General features: G+C 58.3%; 17 protein-coding genes. 6 read left to right on the top strand and 11 right to left on the bottom strand.

Going from position 1 to position 18,513, the window contains the following annotated elements; genetic code table 11:
- The first annotated feature begins 18 nt into the window (after nt 1-18).
- Both EH31_RS06370 and EH31_RS06365 read left to right on the top strand, forming a co-directional pair.
- Nucleotides 19-1,350: an outer membrane protein assembly factor BamB family protein gene (locus tag EH31_RS06370; RefSeq protein WP_034959470.1), complete on the top strand. Its 1,332-nt coding sequence runs from the start codon at nt 19-21 to the stop codon at nt 1,348-1,350.
- 123 nt (nt 1,351-1,473) lie between these two features.
- Nucleotides 1,474-2,928, top strand: coding sequence for a methyltransferase family protein (locus EH31_RS06365; protein ID WP_051699027.1), 1,455 nt, complete (start codon nt 1,474-1,476; stop codon nt 2,926-2,928).
- A 49-nt stretch (nt 2,929-2,977) separates the two neighbouring features.
- Here EH31_RS06365 and EH31_RS06360 read toward each other — a convergent pair whose 3' ends face one another.
- From EH31_RS06360 to EH31_RS06340, 5 genes are all read right to left on the bottom strand, one after another.
- Nucleotides 2,978-3,280 (bottom strand): putative quinol monooxygenase, encoded by a 303-nt coding sequence (locus EH31_RS06360; protein ID WP_034959242.1) that lies wholly within the window; start codon nt 3,278-3,280, stop codon nt 2,978-2,980.
- An 18-nt stretch (nt 3,281-3,298) separates the two neighbouring features.
- On the bottom strand, nt 3,299-3,601 hold the full coding sequence (locus EH31_RS06355; protein WP_034959241.1) for a putative quinol monooxygenase: 303 nt from the start codon (nt 3,599-3,601) through the stop codon (nt 3,299-3,301).
- A 49-nt stretch (nt 3,602-3,650) separates the two neighbouring features.
- Nucleotides 3,651-4,955 carry a hemopexin repeat-containing protein gene (locus EH31_RS06350; protein ID WP_034959239.1) on the bottom strand — a complete coding sequence of 435 codons (1,305 nt, stop codon included), beginning with the start codon at nt 4,953-4,955 and terminating at the stop codon, nt 3,651-3,653.
- A 129-nt stretch (nt 4,956-5,084) separates the two neighbouring features.
- On the bottom strand, nt 5,085-6,482 hold the full coding sequence (locus EH31_RS06345; protein ID WP_034959236.1) for a glutamate--cysteine ligase: 1,398 nt from the start codon (nt 6,480-6,482) through the stop codon (nt 5,085-5,087).
- A gap of 80 nt (nt 6,483-6,562) precedes the next feature.
- Nucleotides 6,563-7,333, bottom strand: a complete 771-nt coding sequence (locus EH31_RS06340) for a 16S rRNA (uracil(1498)-N(3))-methyltransferase (RefSeq protein ID WP_034959235.1) — start codon at nt 7,331-7,333, stop codon at nt 6,563-6,565.
- A gap of 160 nt (nt 7,334-7,493) precedes the next feature.
- Here EH31_RS06340 and ubiA point away from each other — a divergent pair, with 160 nt between their 5' ends.
- Both ubiA and EH31_RS06330 read left to right on the top strand, forming a co-directional pair.
- Nucleotides 7,494-8,414, top strand: a complete 921-nt coding sequence (ubiA, locus tag EH31_RS06335) for a 4-hydroxybenzoate octaprenyltransferase (protein WP_034959234.1) — start codon at nt 7,494-7,496, stop codon at nt 8,412-8,414.
- 15 nt (nt 8,415-8,429) lie between these two features.
- Nucleotides 8,430-9,062, top strand: coding sequence for an SOS response-associated peptidase (locus EH31_RS06330; protein WP_034959233.1), 633 nt, complete (start codon nt 8,430-8,432; stop codon nt 9,060-9,062).
- A gap of 58 nt (nt 9,063-9,120) precedes the next feature.
- Here the strand turns inward: EH31_RS06330 and EH31_RS06325 are convergent, their stop codons facing one another.
- Nucleotides 9,121-9,525: a VOC family protein gene (locus tag EH31_RS06325; protein ID WP_034959232.1), complete on the bottom strand. Its 405-nt coding sequence runs from the start codon at nt 9,523-9,525 to the stop codon at nt 9,121-9,123.
- 112 nt (nt 9,526-9,637) lie between these two features.
- On the opposite strand from EH31_RS06325, the gene soxR reads away from it, so the two are divergent.
- Nucleotides 9,638-10,162: a redox-sensitive transcriptional activator SoxR gene (gene soxR, locus EH31_RS06320; protein WP_081853267.1), complete on the top strand. Its 525-nt coding sequence runs from the start codon at nt 9,638-9,640 to the stop codon at nt 10,160-10,162.
- Nucleotides 10,163-10,164: 2 nt separating this feature from the next.
- On the opposite strand, the gene EH31_RS06315 is transcribed toward soxR, so the two are convergent.
- From EH31_RS06315 to EH31_RS06300, 4 genes are all read right to left on the bottom strand, one after another.
- Nucleotides 10,165-10,695, bottom strand: a complete 531-nt coding sequence (locus EH31_RS06315; protein ID WP_034959230.1) for a SixA phosphatase family protein — start codon at nt 10,693-10,695, stop codon at nt 10,165-10,167.
- A 207-nt stretch (nt 10,696-10,902) separates the two neighbouring features.
- A complete protein-coding gene (locus EH31_RS06310; protein WP_081853266.1) occupies nt 10,903-11,874 on the bottom strand; it encodes a sterol desaturase family protein in 972 nt (323 codons plus the stop codon).
- A 107-nt stretch (nt 11,875-11,981) separates the two neighbouring features.
- Complete coding sequence (locus tag EH31_RS16825) at nt 11,982-13,070, bottom strand: AraC family transcriptional regulator (RefSeq protein WP_051699026.1); 1,089 nt, start codon at nt 13,068-13,070, stop codon at nt 11,982-11,984.
- 13 nt (nt 13,071-13,083) lie between these two features.
- Nucleotides 13,084-15,744: an ATP-dependent DNA helicase gene (locus EH31_RS06300; RefSeq protein WP_241765856.1), complete on the bottom strand. Its 2,661-nt coding sequence runs from the start codon at nt 15,742-15,744 to the stop codon at nt 13,084-13,086.
- 407 nt (nt 15,745-16,151) lie between these two features.
- On the opposite strand from EH31_RS06300, the gene EH31_RS06295 reads away from it, so the two are divergent.
- Complete coding sequence (locus tag EH31_RS06295; RefSeq protein WP_034959227.1) at nt 16,152-17,771, top strand: lysine--tRNA ligase; 1,620 nt, start codon at nt 16,152-16,154, stop codon at nt 17,769-17,771.
- 15 nt (nt 17,772-17,786) lie between these two features.
- On the opposite strand, the gene EH31_RS06290 is transcribed toward EH31_RS06295, so the two are convergent.
- Nucleotides 17,787-18,455 carry a prolyl hydroxylase family protein gene (locus EH31_RS06290; RefSeq protein ID WP_034959226.1) on the bottom strand — a complete coding sequence of 223 codons (669 nt, stop codon included), beginning with the start codon at nt 18,453-18,455 and terminating at the stop codon, nt 17,787-17,789.
- Between the last annotated feature and the right edge of the window lie 58 nt (nt 18,456-18,513).

Here is an 18,513-nt window from a genome sequence, read left to right as displayed (position 1 = left end):
TTTTGGACGGGAATGAAGATGAAATACGCAAAAACCGGATTGAAGGGCGTTGTCATCGCCGGGGCTTTGGCCATGGTTTTGACCGGATGCGGCGGTAAAGACCGCACGACCCCCACGGTTGGCAACCGCACACCGATCCTGTCGCGGATCGAAAGCGGTGCTGCGGTTGACCCGGCGCTTGCCGGTGTTTCTGTCGTGCTTCCGCCTGCACAAGTGAACACCGAATGGGCGCAAGTCGGTGGCTCGGCCAGCAAGAGTTATGGCCACCTTGCGCTTGCTGCAAACCCGTCCAAGGTGTGGAGCCGTTCTATCGCCGGTTCAAGCAACGCACAGCGTTTGGCCGCAGCCCCGGTGACGGGCGCAGGCAAGCTTTTCACGATCGATACCGATGGGGCAGTGTACGCTTTCGACAAGAAGACAGGTGCCCAAGTCTGGCGGCTGGATGACGATGAGATGAGCGACGATATGCGTCCATCTGCGTTCGGCGGTGGGGTGAGCTTTGAAAGCGGCATCGTCTATGCCACCAATGGCGCGGGCGATGTGAAGGCGCTGAACGCGGAAAACGGCGAATTGATCTGGAAGGTTCACCCGGCAGGGCCACTTCGCGGTTCGCCAACGATTGCCTTTGGCCAGATTTATGTGATGACACAGGACAATCAGGTCATCGCTCTCAACGCTGCTGATGGTGAATTGTTGTGGAACGAGTCCGGTTCAACAACCCAATCGGGCGTCTTTGGCGTTGCGGCACCTGCCGCAGGGCAGGGCACGATTATCGCAGGATATTCCTCTGGCGAGCTTTCCGCATACCGGTATGAAAATGGCCGCACGCTTTGGGCCGATGCTTTGGCGCGGACCAACATCTCAACCAAGGTGAGCTCTGTCACGGATATTGACGCCGATCCGATCATCGATTCAGGCCGTGTTTATGCCCTTGGCCAAGGGGGCCGGATGGCCGCTTATGAACTGGTCACAGGTCAACGGATCTGGGAGCTTAACCTTGCGGGTATTTCCACCCCTGCGATTGCGGGCGAGTGGATTTTCACCCTCACCGATGACGCGCGCCTTCTTGCGATTGCGCGTTCAACCGGCCGGGTGCGCTGGATTACCCAGCTGCAAACCCACCGCAATGTTGAGAAAAAGAAAGACCCGATCTTCTGGACGGGGCCGGTTCTCGCAGGCGGTCACCTTTGGGTGGCAAGCTCGCGCGGCGAAGTTTGGAAGGTCAGTGCTGGCGAGGGCTCGGCGCAGCTTTTTACCGAGCTTGATTCATCGGTAAGCCTTGCCCCTGTGGTGTCTGACAACATGCTTTATATCCTGGACGATTCGGGCACGGTGCACGCTTGGCAGTAGCCGGACCGGATGCCAGCCGCGCCTCTGCGGCGGGCAGCCAGAGCGACCCAGAACGACCCAGAATGGCCGAAAATGATCGTGTGCGCAGCATATTAACCCTTTTGCCTTAAGCGCAGGAGGGTCATGACTACGGCCACCACAGCTAATGCGACCAACGCCGCGAATGCGGTCACGGATGCCCCGAAGACCTTGCCTAAGAGCGACGTGTCCTCGGGCGTGGGCTTTGCTGGCCTGCTTGGCCTGCTCGTGTGGATATTGTTTTGCCGAAGCTTCCCGCTAATCGCTGAGTCTTTAGGGATTGAGGGCGAATATGGCGTCCTTTCAGGGCCTTATGCCTCGCTCACCGCAATGGCGTTTACCGCAGGGCCGATGGCTGTGTGGTCGCTTTTGGTCGACAAAGTTCACAAGCGCAGCTCAACCGGCCTTGATTGGAGCCTTAAGCGCCCGATTGAGGAAACCATCGGTGTCTCATCGATCAAGATCATCGGTCTGTGGGCGACATGGGCCGTTCTGGCGGGGCTGTATATGCTGTGCCGGTGGTATTGGGGCGGGGATTACCTGTTTGCGATGGAGGTGCTGGGCGCTGCCATCTTGCCGCTGATCGTGCTTTGCGTTCCCTATGTCATCTGGCTTGACCGATATATGGTCGAACCCAAGGACGCGACCTGGCATTTTGGCGCGCTGATCGCGACCAATCCTGCGAGTGACGACCGTGCCCAGATCGACATCGAAGCGGTCAAGAAACACTGGCGTGCGTGGATTATCAAAGGCTTCTTTGGTGCCTTTATGATTTCGATCCTGCCCGGCGGGTTTGCGATCATTGTTGAGGCCGACCCACAGGCCATCTTCGCCAATCCGTTTGAAATCGGAATGTTCCTGATCACATTTCTGTTCGTGGTCGATGTGCAAATCGGGACCGTGGGTTACCTTTTTACACTGCGCCCGCTTGATGCTCACATCCGTTCTGGCAATCCGTTTGTAAGCGGCTGGCTGGCAGCGCTCCTTTGCTACCCGCCATTTGTGTGGGGCATTATCGGCAATAACAGCCAGATTTTGAGCTATGAGGGCGCAACGGCCGGTTGGGGCCATTGGTTAGCGGGACAACCGGGGCTTTTGTGGATTTGGGCAGTGTGGCTGGTATTCCTGACCGCGATTTATGCCTGGGCAACGGTAGTGTTTGGCATTCGCTTTTCCAACCTCACCTATCGCGGTGTTCTGACCAATGGGCCGTACCGCTACACCCGACACCCGGCGTATCTGTCAAAGAACCTGTTCTGGTGGTGTTCGGTCATGCCGTTTTTGGTGACCAATGGCTCTGCCACCGATATGATCCGCAATTGTTTCTTCCTCGCGATTGTGAACGCCATATATTACTGGCGCGCGCGCACGGAAGAGGCGCATTTGCTCGCCGAGGACCCCAAATACCGCCAGTATTATGAGTGGATGGAAGAAAACGGCGTCATCACCTCAAGGCTCGCTGCGTTAAAGCGTTGGCTGATGGGTGTGGTGCTGGGCAGGGGGGCAAAGCCCAGCCAGCCTCAAGCCCCCCTTGAAGGCGCTCAGGAACCGGCGGAATAAGCGGCCATTTTGCTTCAAACCTCGAAGGTGGGATTATTAGGTCCTGACCCTAAAAGTGGAACCCATCGTCCTTGGTTTCATAGCCTGTGAGCTCTCTGTCACTTACCGCAAGCGCTGAACATTGCGCGCGCCATTCTGCGATGTGAACAGTGCGCAAATGTGCCTCCAAAGCCTGCTTGTCGCGCCATTTTTCGATCACTCGAACAAGGCCGGGGTCAAACGCATCAAGCGCATAGGTGTATTCGATGCACCCTTCCTCTGCGCGGCTTCCGTTCATCATCGCCTCCATCACCGGGCGCATGACATCGACCATGCTGGGCGGGATACGAAAGCTTCCGATCACAACGATCATAATATCGCTCCTATGGCCTTACGAAAGGGGAGAGCCGCCATCGGCTTGAAATTTCTTGAGCTCGGTTATGGTTATATCGAGCCCGGCAAGAGCGTTTTGAAACGCAGCCATATGCGGCGTGCCAAAATGATAGGCGAGGGCGGCATCATCGACCCACTTTTCAACGATGACAAGCTTGGCTGCGTCAAGCACATCGACGCCATAGGAATAGGCGATACAGCCCTCTTCCTTGCGCGACGCCTCGATCATGGCGGTGAATGCGGCGCGCCCTTTGTCGAGCGCGCCATCACCCAATGTGGCCTGTGCCAACACGATTAGCATGAAATTGTCCCCCCTCGAAGTGCTGAGGCCAAACTGCTTATGCGTTGCCTCACGCGATACTATATCCAGCCATATCATCCATTTGGTAAAAGTCGCTGGTGAAAAATGTCTCGTGTCCGGTGTGCTCATTCATAAGCGCAGCATTGAAGTTACCATAAAGGTAGTCAAACTGCCCCCAGCGCGTCGTAGTGCGAAGGTTCATCAGCGCACCTGCCGTGTCGGTCTGAAAATTGAACACCCGGTAGTATGGGCCATAGAAGAAGAGCGCATGGCTTTTGTCTTTGGAGACGATCGCAGCGTCTATATTGCCGTCCATTCCGGCCCAGCCGTCCTTGCCGATTGTGCGGGGCCGGTCGATATCGACGCCTTCGCCGAATTTGTAGCGCCAATATTGATTGCCCTTGAAGAAATAGGCTTTCCCGTTCTTGGGGTGGAGGATGGCTGCGTCCAGATTGCTTGGAACTCCTGCCCAACCGTCCTGTCCGATCTTGGCATTTGCCTTGTCGACCTGGTGGATTGAATGATCATAGCGCCAATACCGGTCTCCTTTGAAAAAGTAGTCCTTGCCATTGGGATGATTAATCGCCGCATCGACATTGGCGGGTACGCCCGTCCATTGAAGCGCAGGCGTTGTGCCTGCCTTGGGCATACGGATGAAATCTGTGGGTTTTTGTCTGATGCGCTCGCGATAAGTCAGGAAATTCTCCACATTCTCCGGGCTTCGTACCGCGTTCAATGGATCGGCCGCCGCAAATGCAAGCGAACGAACCTCGCCGTAAACTTTGTTGCCAGAAGCATCTTTGAAGTCGGGAGCACCAAACGCACCGATTGCATGGCACAATTCGTGCGCGATGACCGATGCCTGGTAATATTTCTTGTCCAGCTTCAGCCGATGAGCATCGTCCTGATATTTCTTATTGAACCATTCGGGACACAGGTGAAATTTGCGCGGTCTTGAGATACCTCCACTTTGAAAGGCGGTGATACCCTCGTCGCACCGCCGCGCCCGCCGTCCTGTGGCCGGGCGGCAACGCACATTAAGCCCTTTGTCGATGCGTTGAATGATCTCGTTGAAACGCAATTCGATGCGTCGCAGCGCGCGGTCCGGGTCTTTTTCATACCAGCCGAACCAGATTGGAAAGCTGCGCCCTTCGCTGTTGAAATAGGCTTCCTTGACCTTATCCATTCCTTCGCCGACTGCCCCGCCTGCAAGGCGGATATCGCTGATTTCCTTGCTCGCGCTGACGCACATTTCGCGGCAGGTACAGATTGCCTCTTCTACGACGGCAACTGGATTGCCGACATCAATATGTGCGTCCGCCTGGCGGATGAGTTTGATTCTGTGGTTTGACATGGTTTCCCCCATTCATTGATATGACTGAGAGAGCGTCTGAACAGTTCTTGGAACAATCGATGTGCTGGCCAACACACCGTGAACAGAATTCATCGGTTGGGGGTGAAACTGAGGTGTAATTGACCTGTTCTAAAACGAATATCTGTAAACCTGGCTCACGTCCTCGTCCCATTCGCCGTAATAGGCATCGAGAAGGCGTTGTGCGGGGACTTTGCCGCTGGAGACAATTTCATCGAGCTCTTCGAGAAAGCCGGTTTCATTGTCGCCGCTGACGTTAAGACGGGCGCGGGCAGAGAGGCCCTTGCGCGCAATTTCGAGCACTTCGCGGCCCAGATCCTGCATTGTGCCGCCTCCGGGTAAGGGCGCTTGCAAGCCCAGTTTGGGCGCATCGTTGCGCAATTTCTCGCGCTCTTCCATCGACCAGCCTTTGACCCGGTCCCAAGCGGCATCCAATGCCCCTTGGTCGTAGAGCAGGCCCACCCAGAACGCAGGTAGCGCGCAGATCCGGCCCCAAGGCCCGCCATCAGCGCCGCGCATTTCAAGAAAGCTTTTGAGGCGCACTTCGGGAAAAGCGGTCGAGAGGTGATCCCACCAATCGCTCGCCGTTGGACGTTCACCGGGCAGGACGGACAGTTTGCCGTCCATAAAGTCGCGGAACGATAGGCCGGCCGCATCGATGTATTTCCCGTCGCGGAAAACGAAATACATCGGCACATCGAGCATATATTCAGCCCAGCGTTCATACCCGAAACCGTCTTCGAAGACGAAGGGGAGCATGCCGGTGCGGTGCGGATCGGTGTCTGACCAGATGTGGCTGCGGTAAGAGAGGTAGCCGTTGGGCTTGCCTTCGGTGAAAGGCGAATTGGCGAACAGCGCGGTGGCAAGCGGTTGGAGCGCGAGGCCTACACGGAATTTTTTCACCATGTCAGTCTCGGACGAATAGTCGAGATTGACCTGAATGGTGCAGGTTCTCAGCATCATGTCGAGGCCCAGATTGCCGACCTTGGGCATATGGTTCATCATGATCTTGTAGCGGCCCTTTGGCATCACGGGCAGCTCTTCGCGGGTCTTGTCGGGCCACATGCCAAGGCCAAGATATCCCACGCCGCATTTCTCGCCCACTTCCTTGACCTGTGCCAAGTGGCGCCCGGTTTCGTTGCAGGTCTCGTGCAACGTCTCCAGCGGCGCGCCGGAAAGTTCCAATTGCCCCGCAGGCTCAAGGCTGACCGCGCCGTCTTCGCCTTTGAGGGCTATGACATTTGCTTTTCCATCCGGTCCGATTTCCTCAATCGGTTCCCAGCCAAATTTGCGCAGTCCCATCAAAAGATCGCGAATGCCGCATGGCTCGTCATAGGACGGCGCACGCCTGTCGCCCCCTGCATCAAGCCGCTTGTAAACGAGCTTTTCGTGCTCTGTCCCAATGCGCCAGTCTGCTTTGGGCTTTTCGCCGCCGCGCATGGGGGCGGTTAGGTCATCCATGCCTTCGATGACGGGTTCGTCTTGGCTGGAAGCTTCGCGTGTGCTCATTGAGAGCTCCTTTGTTGGAGCGTCGCTTTAGAAAACGAAAGTGACATGGGGAAGGGTAAACTCGCTATTGCCGCGCCAAGTCATTCTTTGCGAGGCGAAACACCCGTGCCCCAATCGCCAGACGATGCCATCCAGACCGACAGCGCCGCAATGGCTGCGGTTTCTGCGCGAAGGATACGCGGCCCAAGGGTGATGGCGCGGGCTTGGGGGTGGCTGCGGATACTGGCGCGCTCTGCATCGTCAAACCCGCCCTCGGGTCCGATCAGGATCGCAGCGGGGCCGTCATGCGCGGCGAAGGTTTCAGCGGCAGGCTCTCCGCCTTCCTCATCGGCGAAGAACAGCACTCTGTCCTCGGGCCAGTCTTTAAGCAGCGCCTCCAGCTTCATCGGCTCCGCCAATTCGGGAAGCGCGGTGCGCGCGCATTGCTCGGCGGCCTCTGTTGCGACGGTGCGAGCGCGGGTTTCGTTGAGTTTGTCCGCAACGCATCTGTGGGTGATGACCGGCTGAATGCGTGCGACCCCCAATTCTGTTGCCTTTTCAAGCACAAGGTCGAAACGGTCTTTCTTGAGAAGCGCAGGACAAAGCCACAAGTCCGGCACTTCTTCGCGCGGGCGCAGGCGCTCTACAATGGTCACATCGACGCGGCGTTTTTCGACCTGCCCGACGCGGGCGGCCCATTCGCCGGTCTGGTCATCGCATAGGATCACGGTGTCGCCTGTCTTCACCCGCATGACTTTGCCAAGGTAGTGCGCCTGAGGCCCATCGAGCGCAAAAGTCCGGCCTGCGCCGAGCGTAAATTCGACGAACAAACGTGGTGCGCTCTTGGGCGGCCAGGCGGGTGTTGCAGGCATGGCTTTTCCCTAAGCGTTTGAGCGGCTAGGGGGAAGAGATGATAGCGCGCATTCGCAAGATTTGGATTGTTGTTGGGCTTCTGCGCCGGTTTGGAAAACAGACCAGAAGCGGGGGCAGCAAGGGCAAGAATAACAAGAGTTCAGGGGGCATCGTACGTCCGTGAACGACACGAACTCTCCCGACATTGTTCCAGACAGCGAGCATCGCGGCCTGATCGCGCGGCTCCCGCAATTGCCGCGTGACCTGGCGCAGCTTGCCCGGTTTGATCGCCCGATCGGGTGGTGGCTATTGTTCTGGCCCTGCGTTTTTGGCGTGTGGCTCGCCGGGGCCGGTCCGCAATTTGCGCTGCTCGGCTGGCTCTTGCTGGGCGCGATTGCGATGCGCGGGGCGGGGTGCGTTTACAACGATATCGTCGATGCGAAGCTTGATGCGAGTGTTGCGCGAACGGCTCTGCGTCCTGTTGCAAGCGGGCGTGTGTCCAAAAAGCTCGCTTGGGGCTGGCTGGTATTCCTGTGCCTCATCGGGCTTGTGGTGCTGCTCCAACTGCGCCTGACCGCGCAAGTGGTTGCACTGGCCAGCCTTGCTCTGGTCGCTGCCTATCCCTTTATGAAGCGCATCACCTGGTGGCCGCAAGCCTGGCTTGGCATGGTGTTCAATTGGGGGCTGCTGGTCGGTTGGACTGAGCTGCGCTTTGACAATTGGGACGCGCTGGCTGCGCTTTATGCGGGCTGCATTTGCTGGGTCATCGGTTACGACACCATCTACGCCCTGCAAGACCGCGAGGATGATGCGCTTGTCGGGATCAGGTCCAGCGCCCTTCGCATGGGTAAGAATGTGCACGCCGGAGTGGCTGCGTTTTATGCTGCGACCATTAGCTTTTGGGGGCTGGGCATCTGGCTTTATCGCCCTGATGTTTTCGCCCTCTTGGCGCTGTTGCCGGTCGCGGGGCACCTCCTGTGGCAAGTCTCTACGCTTGATCCAAATGATCCAGACAACCCGCTTGCACGGTTCCGCTCCAACCGCATGGCAGGCGCATTGATGGCGGCCGCGTGCTTTGTGGTTGGCAACGCGGGCGCTTGAAGGGGGGCGTAAGCGATGTGCAACCTCTACCGTATGACCAAAACCGTCGATGAAATCGCAGGGCTCTTCGATGCAGTAGATGCCGTCAAAGGCGCGAACTTTGGCGAAGAGGTTTACCCCGGCTATCCCGGATTGGTCGTCGCGGCGAATGCCGAAGGGGCATATCAGGTGGGCACCATGAGCTGGGGCTTCCCCCTCGTGATGAAAGGCAAGAACGGCCAGCCTTTGAAGCCCAAACCCGTCAACAATGCGAGGCAAGACAAGCTCGATGGCTTCTTCTGGCGCGCCTCGTTTGAGCGGCGGCGGTGCCTGATCCCGCTTACCGCATGGGCAGAGGCGCAAGGGGCAAAGGGGGCAAAGACCCGCACCTGGCTGTCACTGCCCGATGCCGAAACCTTTGCCGCTGCTGGTGTTTGGCGCAAAAGCGAGGAGTTCGGCACCTGCTACTCCATGGTCATGACCGACAGCGCTGGCTCAGATGTTGAGAGCGTCCACCGCCGCATGCCCGTCATCCTTGCGCCCGATGATTATGGCCTGTGGATGTCGGGCGCACCTGACGAGGCGAAGAGCCTTTGCAAGCCATGGGACGCGGCCATCACGATTGATGCGACCGACCAGCCCTGGGTTGGCGGGGGGACGCGTCGCTGAGGTTTAGCGCGCTTTTTTGGTTGGTCAGGGAATAGAGGCTCGCGCGGCATAATCTCGTTCATGACGCGTCTCCCGCATAGCTGACGACTTCAAATTCGATCCCGTCCCAGTCGAAGAAATAGAACCGCTTACCCGGCTCATAATCGTCATGACCAAATGGCTTGAGCCCCGCGCTTGTGACCACCTTTTCGGCTGCATCCAGATCATCGACCAGCAGACCCACATGGTTCAGCGGCTGCCCTTTTGAATAGCGTCTCCCCTCATCCGCCCGCACCTCTTCATTGGTATAGAGCGCCAGATAGGTCGCTCCATTTCGCGGCTCTCCCACATGGATCGTGTCGCCGCCCAATTGCGATTTTCCGCGCCAGCGTTCCTCCCAACCCAGCATTTCCTGGAAAAGTTTCGCGCTTCGCTCCGGGTTGGTGACTGTCAGGTTTGCGTGCTCAATTCGTCCTAAAGCCATTGGTTTTACTCCTTTATTCAGGCACAGTGACCCGTGTTCGAATCACTAAGTAGGACTACTGTGCAAGCTCAACCTAAGTTGAGGTCAAGCTTTGAATGCGCTATCGAGGGTTATGGCCAAAACACCCCCGACACCCCCGACACGCTCGCCTTCGCATCGCCCGCTGTCTCATAAGGACCTCATCCCCATCGGAGAAATCTCTCGCCGCACAGGGCAAAGCGTCTCTGCGATCCGCTTTTACGAGGATAAAGGGCTGCTTGAGCCGATCCGCACAGGCGGCAATCAGCGGCGTTTTTTGCGGTCCGATATACGCCGGGTGAGCTTTATTCTGATTGCGCAAAAACTGGGGTTGAGCCTTGCCCAGATACAGTGGGTCATGCGCGATCTGCCCCATGGCCGTACGCCCACAGCCAAGGATTGGCGCCGGATCAGCAAAGCCGTTCGTGCTTCAATCGATGCGCGTATCGCCGCGCTTGAACGCACCCGCGACAGGCTTGATGGATGTATCGGCTGCGGCTGCCTTAGCCTGGAAAAATGCGCGATTTATAATCCGGAGGATAAGCTTGGCGCAGACGGGCCGGGGCCAAGGCAAGTTCTTTCAGAGGCTTTAGAAGCGGGGCTGGCAGTGAGCGAATAGCCTTACGCGCCAGGACCAAGCGCCGGATCAAGGTCGCGTGGCCGTTTGAAATGAACCAGCTTGCCGGTGAACTTTCTAAGATCAGCCCAGCTGTCGATATTGCATTCAAGAATGGCAAATGACCCGGTCGGAAATTTGATGATAAGCTCTTTGAACAAATCGTTTTCCTGCGCCGGCGAAACCAGCTCAAGGATCGTTTCATAAAGCCCCGGATTGTGACCCGAAATCAGGACCGCGTCTGCGTCGCCCCCATGCTCGTGCACAACCTCAAAGATCGTATCGGGACTGGCCAGATACAGCCGGTCATCAAAGGTTACTCCCATTTCAGGAAGGCCGACTTCGAAGGTGGCTTTTACGCGCTGTGCGGGGCTGGCGATGACTTTGTCCCAGACTTGCCCGTCTTCGCGGATATGGTCGCCCATCACGACCGCGCCTTTTTGCCCGCGCTCGTTCAAACCGCGGTCAAAATCGCGGCTGGCCCCGTCGCTCCAATCGGATTTTGCGTGGCGCAGGATTCCCAATAATTTGGCCAAGTGGCAGTCCCCAAAGCATGTCGGCGAAGTGATTGTGCTCCCATGCCATGACTTGAAAGCAAATGGAATGCGGCAGTCTCACACTTTGCGCCCATCGGTGTTTGGCCGCTGGGGAAGGGCGTTGTCGTGGAGACTGCCGCGTGCAAGGTCCGGGCACGAGGAGTACCCCGAACCTGCAAAGCCAATTTCAAAGTAAGTGGGTGGCGGTCAGATAAAGCCGGGATCGACCGCGATCAGCCAGCCGTGCACCGTGGTCGCCGCGGCAAGCATCGCCGCGAGGATAATGCTGATATTTTCAGCCTTGGCCCGCGAGAATTGTGGGAAACGCTTGCCGCCAAAAAGGGGCTTTGCGTGTCTGCGAAATTCCTCGGCGTAGCGCGGGTGCTCTGTGCCCATCATCCGGTCCCAGAATGTGAAGTAGAACCCGTAATTATGGCCCGACGAATGGTGCAGATCATGGTGCGTGGTGGTGCTGATCCAGCTGGTCCAGCGGTTGTCCACCCAGCCAGCCGGGAACAGCTCGCTGCCAGCATGGGCCATCACATTGCGGATAATCATGTGCCACAGGAAAAACAGCAGCGCCAACCCTGCATATTGCAGCCCCAGAAGGCTGGTGATGACGAGGAAGACCGGCATGAATGCGGCCTCCACCACGGCTTCTACTGTCGCGAAACTATAAGCCGTCCACGGCGTGGGCGTGCGCGATTTGTGGTGGTGAAGGTGGGCAATCTTGAACAGCGCCTTGGTGTGCATGGCGCGGTGAATCCAATAGAAATAGGCATCGTGAACCAAGACGATCAAGGCAAATTGCCACGCCACGGTAAGCACCGGGGCGCTGTCGAGCTTTACCTCAATCACGCCGATTTCGCGGCCAACAAGCGTCGCCAATGTGACAAAGGCAAACACGATAACCGTGCGAAACGATGAGAGCACTTCGCGGATGTAATCGCGGCGAGATGCCTTGCGCTTTGTTTGAATTCGCCGCGCGTCCGACCAGCTTCGAAAGACCAGCAGGAACACTGTGAGCGCCCCTGCCGCGATCAGATAGCGCCCAAGATCAAAATACAGCACATTTGCAAAATGCTGCCCTACCTGCGCGATCGCATAGTCGAGCGAGCCGGTGTCAAGCGAGGCGGTGTCAAGCGAGGCGGTGTCTTGAATGGCATCGGCAGGCGTCATGTCGTGGGCTCCATCAAATTGGTGTGCCCTTGGTGTGGACCGGTTTGTCGCCAGCGTCTTAGCAACTTTGCAAAATGCCGTTCATTTTCAAAATTGAGCCGCTCTTTTCAGTTTTGATCAGCTGCAATCGCTTCTGGCTCAAGCGGCTCTTCAACAAAGGCTCGCCTGCGATATTCGCTTGGCGTTGAACCGGTTAGCTCGCGAAAGGCGCGGTTGAAGGGGGGCAGCGAATTGTAACCCAAATCCATCGCGATAGTGAGGACTGGCAAATCGACATGCTCGCTTGAGGACAGCATCCGCTGCGCCTCTGCAATCCTGTAACGGTTCAGAAATGCGCTAAAATTGCGGTGCCCAAGGCGGCTGTTGATGAGCGCGCGCAGGCGATGGGCGGGGGTGTCAAGTTGATCGGCGAGTGCCGCAATCGTCAGGCCGGGGGCTGTGTAAGCGCCGTCCTCCATCGCAGTGGTCAACTTGTCATGGAGCACTTTTTCAGAAGGCGACAAATCCAGATCAGGGATCAGCTCCTTGTCCGGATTGGCGGGCTCTTCTTCTCCTTGTGCCGGCAAGAGATCGCGGTTGGTGCGGAACAAGGTGATGCTTGCAAACAGCATTATAACGAGAATTACAAAGGAGTTTACGACCGAAACAACCGGCTGTCGGCTGTCGACGATAGATATCAGCTCAAGCATCTCGATCATCAAGATCTGCCCTGCCTGCAAGGCCACCAGCAAAGGCAACCAGAGGCGCACCATGCGGCGTTCCTCAATCAGGTCGTCATCGCGCTCGAATATGCCGACCCGCACAAGGTCCGCGACAAGCAACAGGGCGACCGTGTGCAGGACGAGAAAGCCTGTGACACCTGCGATGGGGACGAAATTTGACAAGAACCACCCAAGCACCATCAAGGCGGCTGCAACCAGGATGATCCGACGCTCAGGTTCGCGCTCAAACAGTCGGCGGCCAAACAGCCAAATCCAGAACGGCGTGGAAAGCGCGATAAAATCAACCCATGGGCTCATGGGTCCGCGAGTGGTCATAAGCGAACTGTTAAGCATATAGCCAACCGACCCCACAAGCATCCCGATCAATGGCACACGGATCGCAAGGCGCACTTCGCTGGCAACCACCATCGCAATCAGCGTCAAACCGCTGCCGATAGAAATCAGCCGGATGAGGTAGTCCCACTGTTCGATCATTTGCCCCGCCTCGTCATGCGAATGTATCTGGCAATTGATCGTCCAACATACCAGCAGTTTGATCGGCTTTTGGTGGGTCTTCGCCGATGAAGCCGCTTTTGACCCGCTCTAGCGCTTCGTCCAATGTCACCCGGCGCACCATGGTCCCTTCGGGGAAAGCGGAGAGCAGGCGGGAGGGGAAAGCGGAGGAGAGCACAACGAAATGGCCTGCGTCATCCTTATTACGGATCAGGCGGCCAAAGGCTTGGGCAAGCTTTGCGCGGATGATGCGATCGTCATGCTTGCTGCCGCCGCCCGCCGCGCGGCGTGCCTTGTGGAGGATATCGGGGCGGGGCCATGGAACCGCTTCCAGCACCACGCAGCGCAAGCTTCGTCCGGGCACATCCACCCCGTCGCGCAGCGCATCGGTGCCAAGCAGGCTGGCTTTTGGATCATCGCGGAAAATATCCACCAAAGTGCCCGTATCGATGGGGTCCACGTGCTGCGCGTATATCGGCAGACCTTCGCGCGCCAGACGGTCGGCAATCCGGCCATGGACCGCGCGCATCCGGCGGATGGCCGTGAACAGGCCAAGGACGCCGCCCTCGCTTGCCTCGATCAGGCGCGCGTATGCGCCCGCCAAGCCCGGCAGGTCGCCTTTCTTCACGTCGGTAACGATAAGGACCTCGGCGCGGGTTGCATAATCGAACGGGCTGCTCGCCTGGGTGAGCAGCGGCTGGCTTTCGATATGTGCCGCGCCTGATCTTGCGATTGCACTTTCCCAAGGATCGCCCGCCTCGCTGTCGATGCGGTCAGTAAGCGTTGCACTGGTCAGCATCACGCCGTGTGCAGGCTCCAGTACGACCTTGGCAAAGGGCTTCATCGGGTCGAGCCAGCGGCGGTGGATCGCCACATCAAATTCCCGCGCGTCGGACCGGTCCACCGCAAGCCAATCGACAAATTCGGGGTCAGCAGGTCCACCAAGGCGCACCAGAAGCGATTCCCATGCAGCCAATAGATCAACCCGCCACGCAAGCGAGAACCGCGCCCCTTCGATCCGCGCTCTGCCTTGTCCATCAAGCCAATCGGGCGGGTCCGCCATAATCGCCTCAAGCCGCGCGCCCAATTTCATCAGGGGTGTGCGAGTACTGGCAAGCGCATCTGCCGCCAAATTTACCGCCTCGATCACTTCGCCCGGCAAGCCCGAAGCTTCTGTTTCGATACCATATCCTGCCTCCTGTCCCGTTTCATCGCGGGCATAGGTCACGGTGCGCACCGCCGACAGAAGCGTTTCGATGGGGCCGGACGGTTCGTTTTCGTTGAGGCGCTGGAGCCAGCCTTCACCGGGCAGGGCGCTCGCGTTTTCACAAGCCAGATCAATCGCCTCGCCGCCTTCCTCGTCATAGGAAGCGATATCGGCAAGCCGGGCCGAAAGCCCGCGCCTGCGTCCGCGGTTCTTGCGTTCTGGCCCGAGGATCCAGCGCCTGAGTTCAATCGCTTCCTGGCCCGAAATGGTCGCGGCGAATGTGGAGTCCGCCGCCTCGAACACATGGTGTCCCTCATCGAAAATCACGCGGGTGGGGCGTTGTGCATGATCGCGGCCGCGCGCTGCATTGACCATCACCAGAGCGTGGTTGGCAATCACCAGATCGGCTTGCGCGCTGTCTCTGGCCGCGCGTTCGATAAAGCACTTTCGATAATGCGGGCAGCCTGCATAAATGCACTCACCGCGTTGGTCGGTAAGCGCGGCAATCCCGCGTTTGCGGAACAGCGTGCCGAGCCATCCGGGCAGGTCGCCACCGATCATATCGCCGTCGCGGGTAAAGCTCGCCCAGCGCGCGACAAGCTGCGCCAGGATCGCGGGACGCCCTGCAAAACCGCCTTGGAGAGCGTCTTCGAGGTTTAGCAGGCACAGGTAATTCTCGCGCCCCTTTCGCACCACCACGGGCGGGGTGCCATCGGGTCGCTTCACTGGCCAGGCCCGCCTCGATTCCGCGCGCAATTGCCGCTGCAAATTCTTGGTAAAGGTCGACACCCAGACCGTCCCGCCCGACTGCGCCGCCCACAGCGAGGAGGGCGCAAGATAGCCAAGCGTCTTGCCAATCCCCGTGCCCGCCTGCGCCAGCGCAACATGCGGCAATTCGCGTTTGTCGCGCGGGGCAAATATCTTCGCCACATCGCCCGCGTAATTGCGCTGTCCCTCGCGTTTTTCTGACCCCTCTCCGGTCAGCTCATCCAGCTTTGCCAGCACATCAGCCGGGACCAGTTCCACCTGCCGGGGCGGGCCGCGTTCTCCCGCTTCTTCCCATTCGGGCAGGGCCGAGAACAGCCATTTTTCCGCCTTTTCGGGCCGCGTGATATGCGGCTTTAGCACCTGCGCCCATGGCCAGCGCAGCCGCTCTAACGACTGGAGCGAAGACCACGCGCCCGCCCGCTCAAACCACTCCGGGTCCTCGCACGCCTCTGCCAAAACGCCCGCTGCGGTTTGCAGAAATTCGGGCACATCCTGATCGCTTGCCGGTTCGTCGAGCCCTAGCGCCGAGGCAAGCCCGCGCGGTGTCGGCACACAGAAACGCGCCGGATGCACAAAGGCAAAAAGCTCCAACAGGTCGAGTCCTGATAAATCCGGATACCCCAACCGATTGGCCACCAAGGGCGCATTGAGCAAAAGCACCGGCGTATCGGCCGCCGCCATAATCGCATCCCCCTTGGACGCGGCCTCGGTCGATCCATTGGACGCACGCAGCCAATTGCCAGAATGGCTGGCATGAAGCGCGGGAAGGGGAAGGGGGTTCGCTTTTGACACCTTGCCGATTTGATGGAGATGCTTGGCGGCGATGTAAACGGCGATGGACAAGACTTCTGTGGTTTTACCAAGAGGGCGCGCACAAAAGAGGGACGACCCGGCATCTTAGTCACGTAAAGGAATGCCGAGCCGCCCCTCCCTTGCGACCCTGCGGGTGAACGCCCAATCACGCGAACGGACGCATCGTGGAGACCCGCAGTGAATCCAGCTTCGACGTAGCCGCCCGAAAGGTTACACTTTCGCGCCTGCACAAAATCGCTTCACACGCGCGCGCCATGCCGATATGCGCCGACCTTATGACTGACACCGCACTGATCGAAGCCGCCCGTTCTTCCAAAGCCTGGCCTTTTCAGGAGGCCCAGCGCCTGCACAAGCGCCTGCATGGGAAGGGCGGTAACGGAAAACCAAACGGTGAGCCGGTGTTGTTTGAGACGGGTTACGGCCCATCAGGCCTGCCGCATATCGGCACGTTCCAAGAGGTCCTTCGCACCACCTTCGTGCGCCGCGCTTATGAGGCGCTGACAGGTGAGGCGACGCGTCTGGTCGCGTTCAGCGATGATATGGACGGGCTTCGCAAAGTGCCCGAAAACCTGCCCAATCAGGCGATGTTGACCGAGCATCTTGGAAAGCCGCTTAGCCGCATTCCTGATCCGTTTGAAAAGTTTGAAAGTTTTGCCGCGCATAACAATGCGATGCTGCGCGAATTTCTCGACCGGTTCGGGTTTGAATATGAATTTATCGCCAGCTCCAGCCGGTATAACACAGGCGCGTTCGATGATGCGTTGAAAAATGTCCTGCGCAACAATCAGGCGATCCTCGACATTATGCTCCCCACCTTGCGGGCAGAGCGCGCGGCGACCTATTCGCCGATCATGCCGATCTCGCCCAAGTCGGGCGTTGTGCTGCAAGTGCCGGTTGAAGTCGTGGATGCCGACGCTGGCACCATCCGCTTCACCGATGAAGACGGCGAGGTGATCGAGCAAAGCGCGCTTGGCGGTCAGTCCAAGCTCCAATGGAAGGTCGACTTCGCCATGCGCTGGGTCGCTCTGGGCGTTGATTATGAGATGTACGGCAAGGATTTGACCGACACTGGCGTGCAATCTGGCAAGATTGCGCGTGTCCTTGGCGGGAACAAGCCTGAGGGGCTCATCTATGAGCTGTTCCTCGATGAAAAGGGTGAGAAAATCTCCAAGTCGAAAGGCAATGGCCTGACGATTGAGCAATGGCTGGAGTACGGGACCGAAGAGAGCCTTGGCTTCTACATCTTCCCCAATCCCAAAAGCGCAAAGCAGCTGCACACTGGTGTCATCCCGCGCGCGGTTGATGACTACTGGCAATTCCGGGAGCGTCTGGCCGAACAACCGCTCGACAAGCAATTGGGCAATCCTGTTTGGCACTTGCTGCGCGCCAACCACTCGCTTGCGGGCGCTGAGGCACCCGGCGCTGGGGACACGGTTCCGGTGAGCTTTGGCCTGCTGTTGAACTTGGCGAGCGTGCTGGGTGCGGAGGCGACGGCGGAAAACCTGTCGAATTATGTCGCGAGTTATCTCGGTGAGACAGAGAAGAACGCTGATCTCGACCGGATGATCACAGCAGCGGTTGCCTACACCCGCGACTTTATCGTGCCCACGCTGAAAAAGCGCGCTCCCCAAGGCGGTGAGGTGGATGCCTTGCGCGAGCTGGATGCGAAACTGGCCGAAGCCGCAGCGGATGCGGACGCGGAAACCTTGCAGACCATGGTCTATGAAATCGGCAAGAACGAGGCCTATGGCTTTGAAAACCTGCGCGATTGGTTCAAGACGCTCTACGAAACGCTGCTCGGATCAGAGCAGGGGCCGCGCATGGGCAGCTTTATCGCGTTGTACGGTGTGGAGCCGACCCGCAAATTGATCGAGGAAGCATTGGCGAAGGCGTAGGCGACTTTCGCCCGGTTACTTCCATTTGCGTGTGCGATACCATTTGGTGATGATGTATTTAGTGCCTTTCAACACGGGCGTGCCTGCGTGAATGGTGGATTCATTGGGCCGCCCATCGGGTAGCGCATTGTTCCAGATGAGCAGCACGCCGGTCTTGGGTTCAATCTTGATGCCAAGCTCGGTGAAATGCGTCTCGCCGCCATTATCGACCTCATTCAGGAAAACCATCGTTGTCCAACTGCGCTGACCGCCGCGTTTGCGTTCGCCCTTCCAATAGTTTTCGCTGGTGTAAAACCAGTCATTGTGCGGCTTGAACTCTTGCCCCTCCATATAGCGCTGGCCTTGGATGGCCTCGCCCACGATTGCTTTGACCCCAAGCAGGTTGTCGATGCGCTGGCTGATCTCTTTCACAACGCTGTTATGGGGGTTGAGGTCGCCCGAATAAGAGGTGCGAAAGCCGCTGTCATAGCCGATCTCGTGCAAGGATGAGGGGCGGGCGGTCTCATCGACCATCAGGCAAAGGCGCTGACATTCTTCCGGGGTCAAAAAGTCGCCGACTGCGAACAATTCGACCTTGTCGGTTTCGATCTTATAAACCCGAGGGTCAGCGGCCAATCGCTCGCGCACTTGTTTGCCCATGCGCCTCAGCGCGTCCTGGTCAGGAATGTTTTGTGTCGTCGCCATACCACCGGATGATTAGCACCGGGGATGAAGCAAAGAAAACCCCCGAAGAATTGGCTCC

This window comes from Erythrobacter longus (assembly GCF_000715015.1).
GTDB lineage: Bacteria > Pseudomonadota > Alphaproteobacteria > Sphingomonadales > Sphingomonadaceae > Erythrobacter > Erythrobacter longus.
The sequence above is the reverse complement of the archived record's forward strand: the minus strand, read 5'-3'. Positions and strand labels throughout refer to the sequence as shown.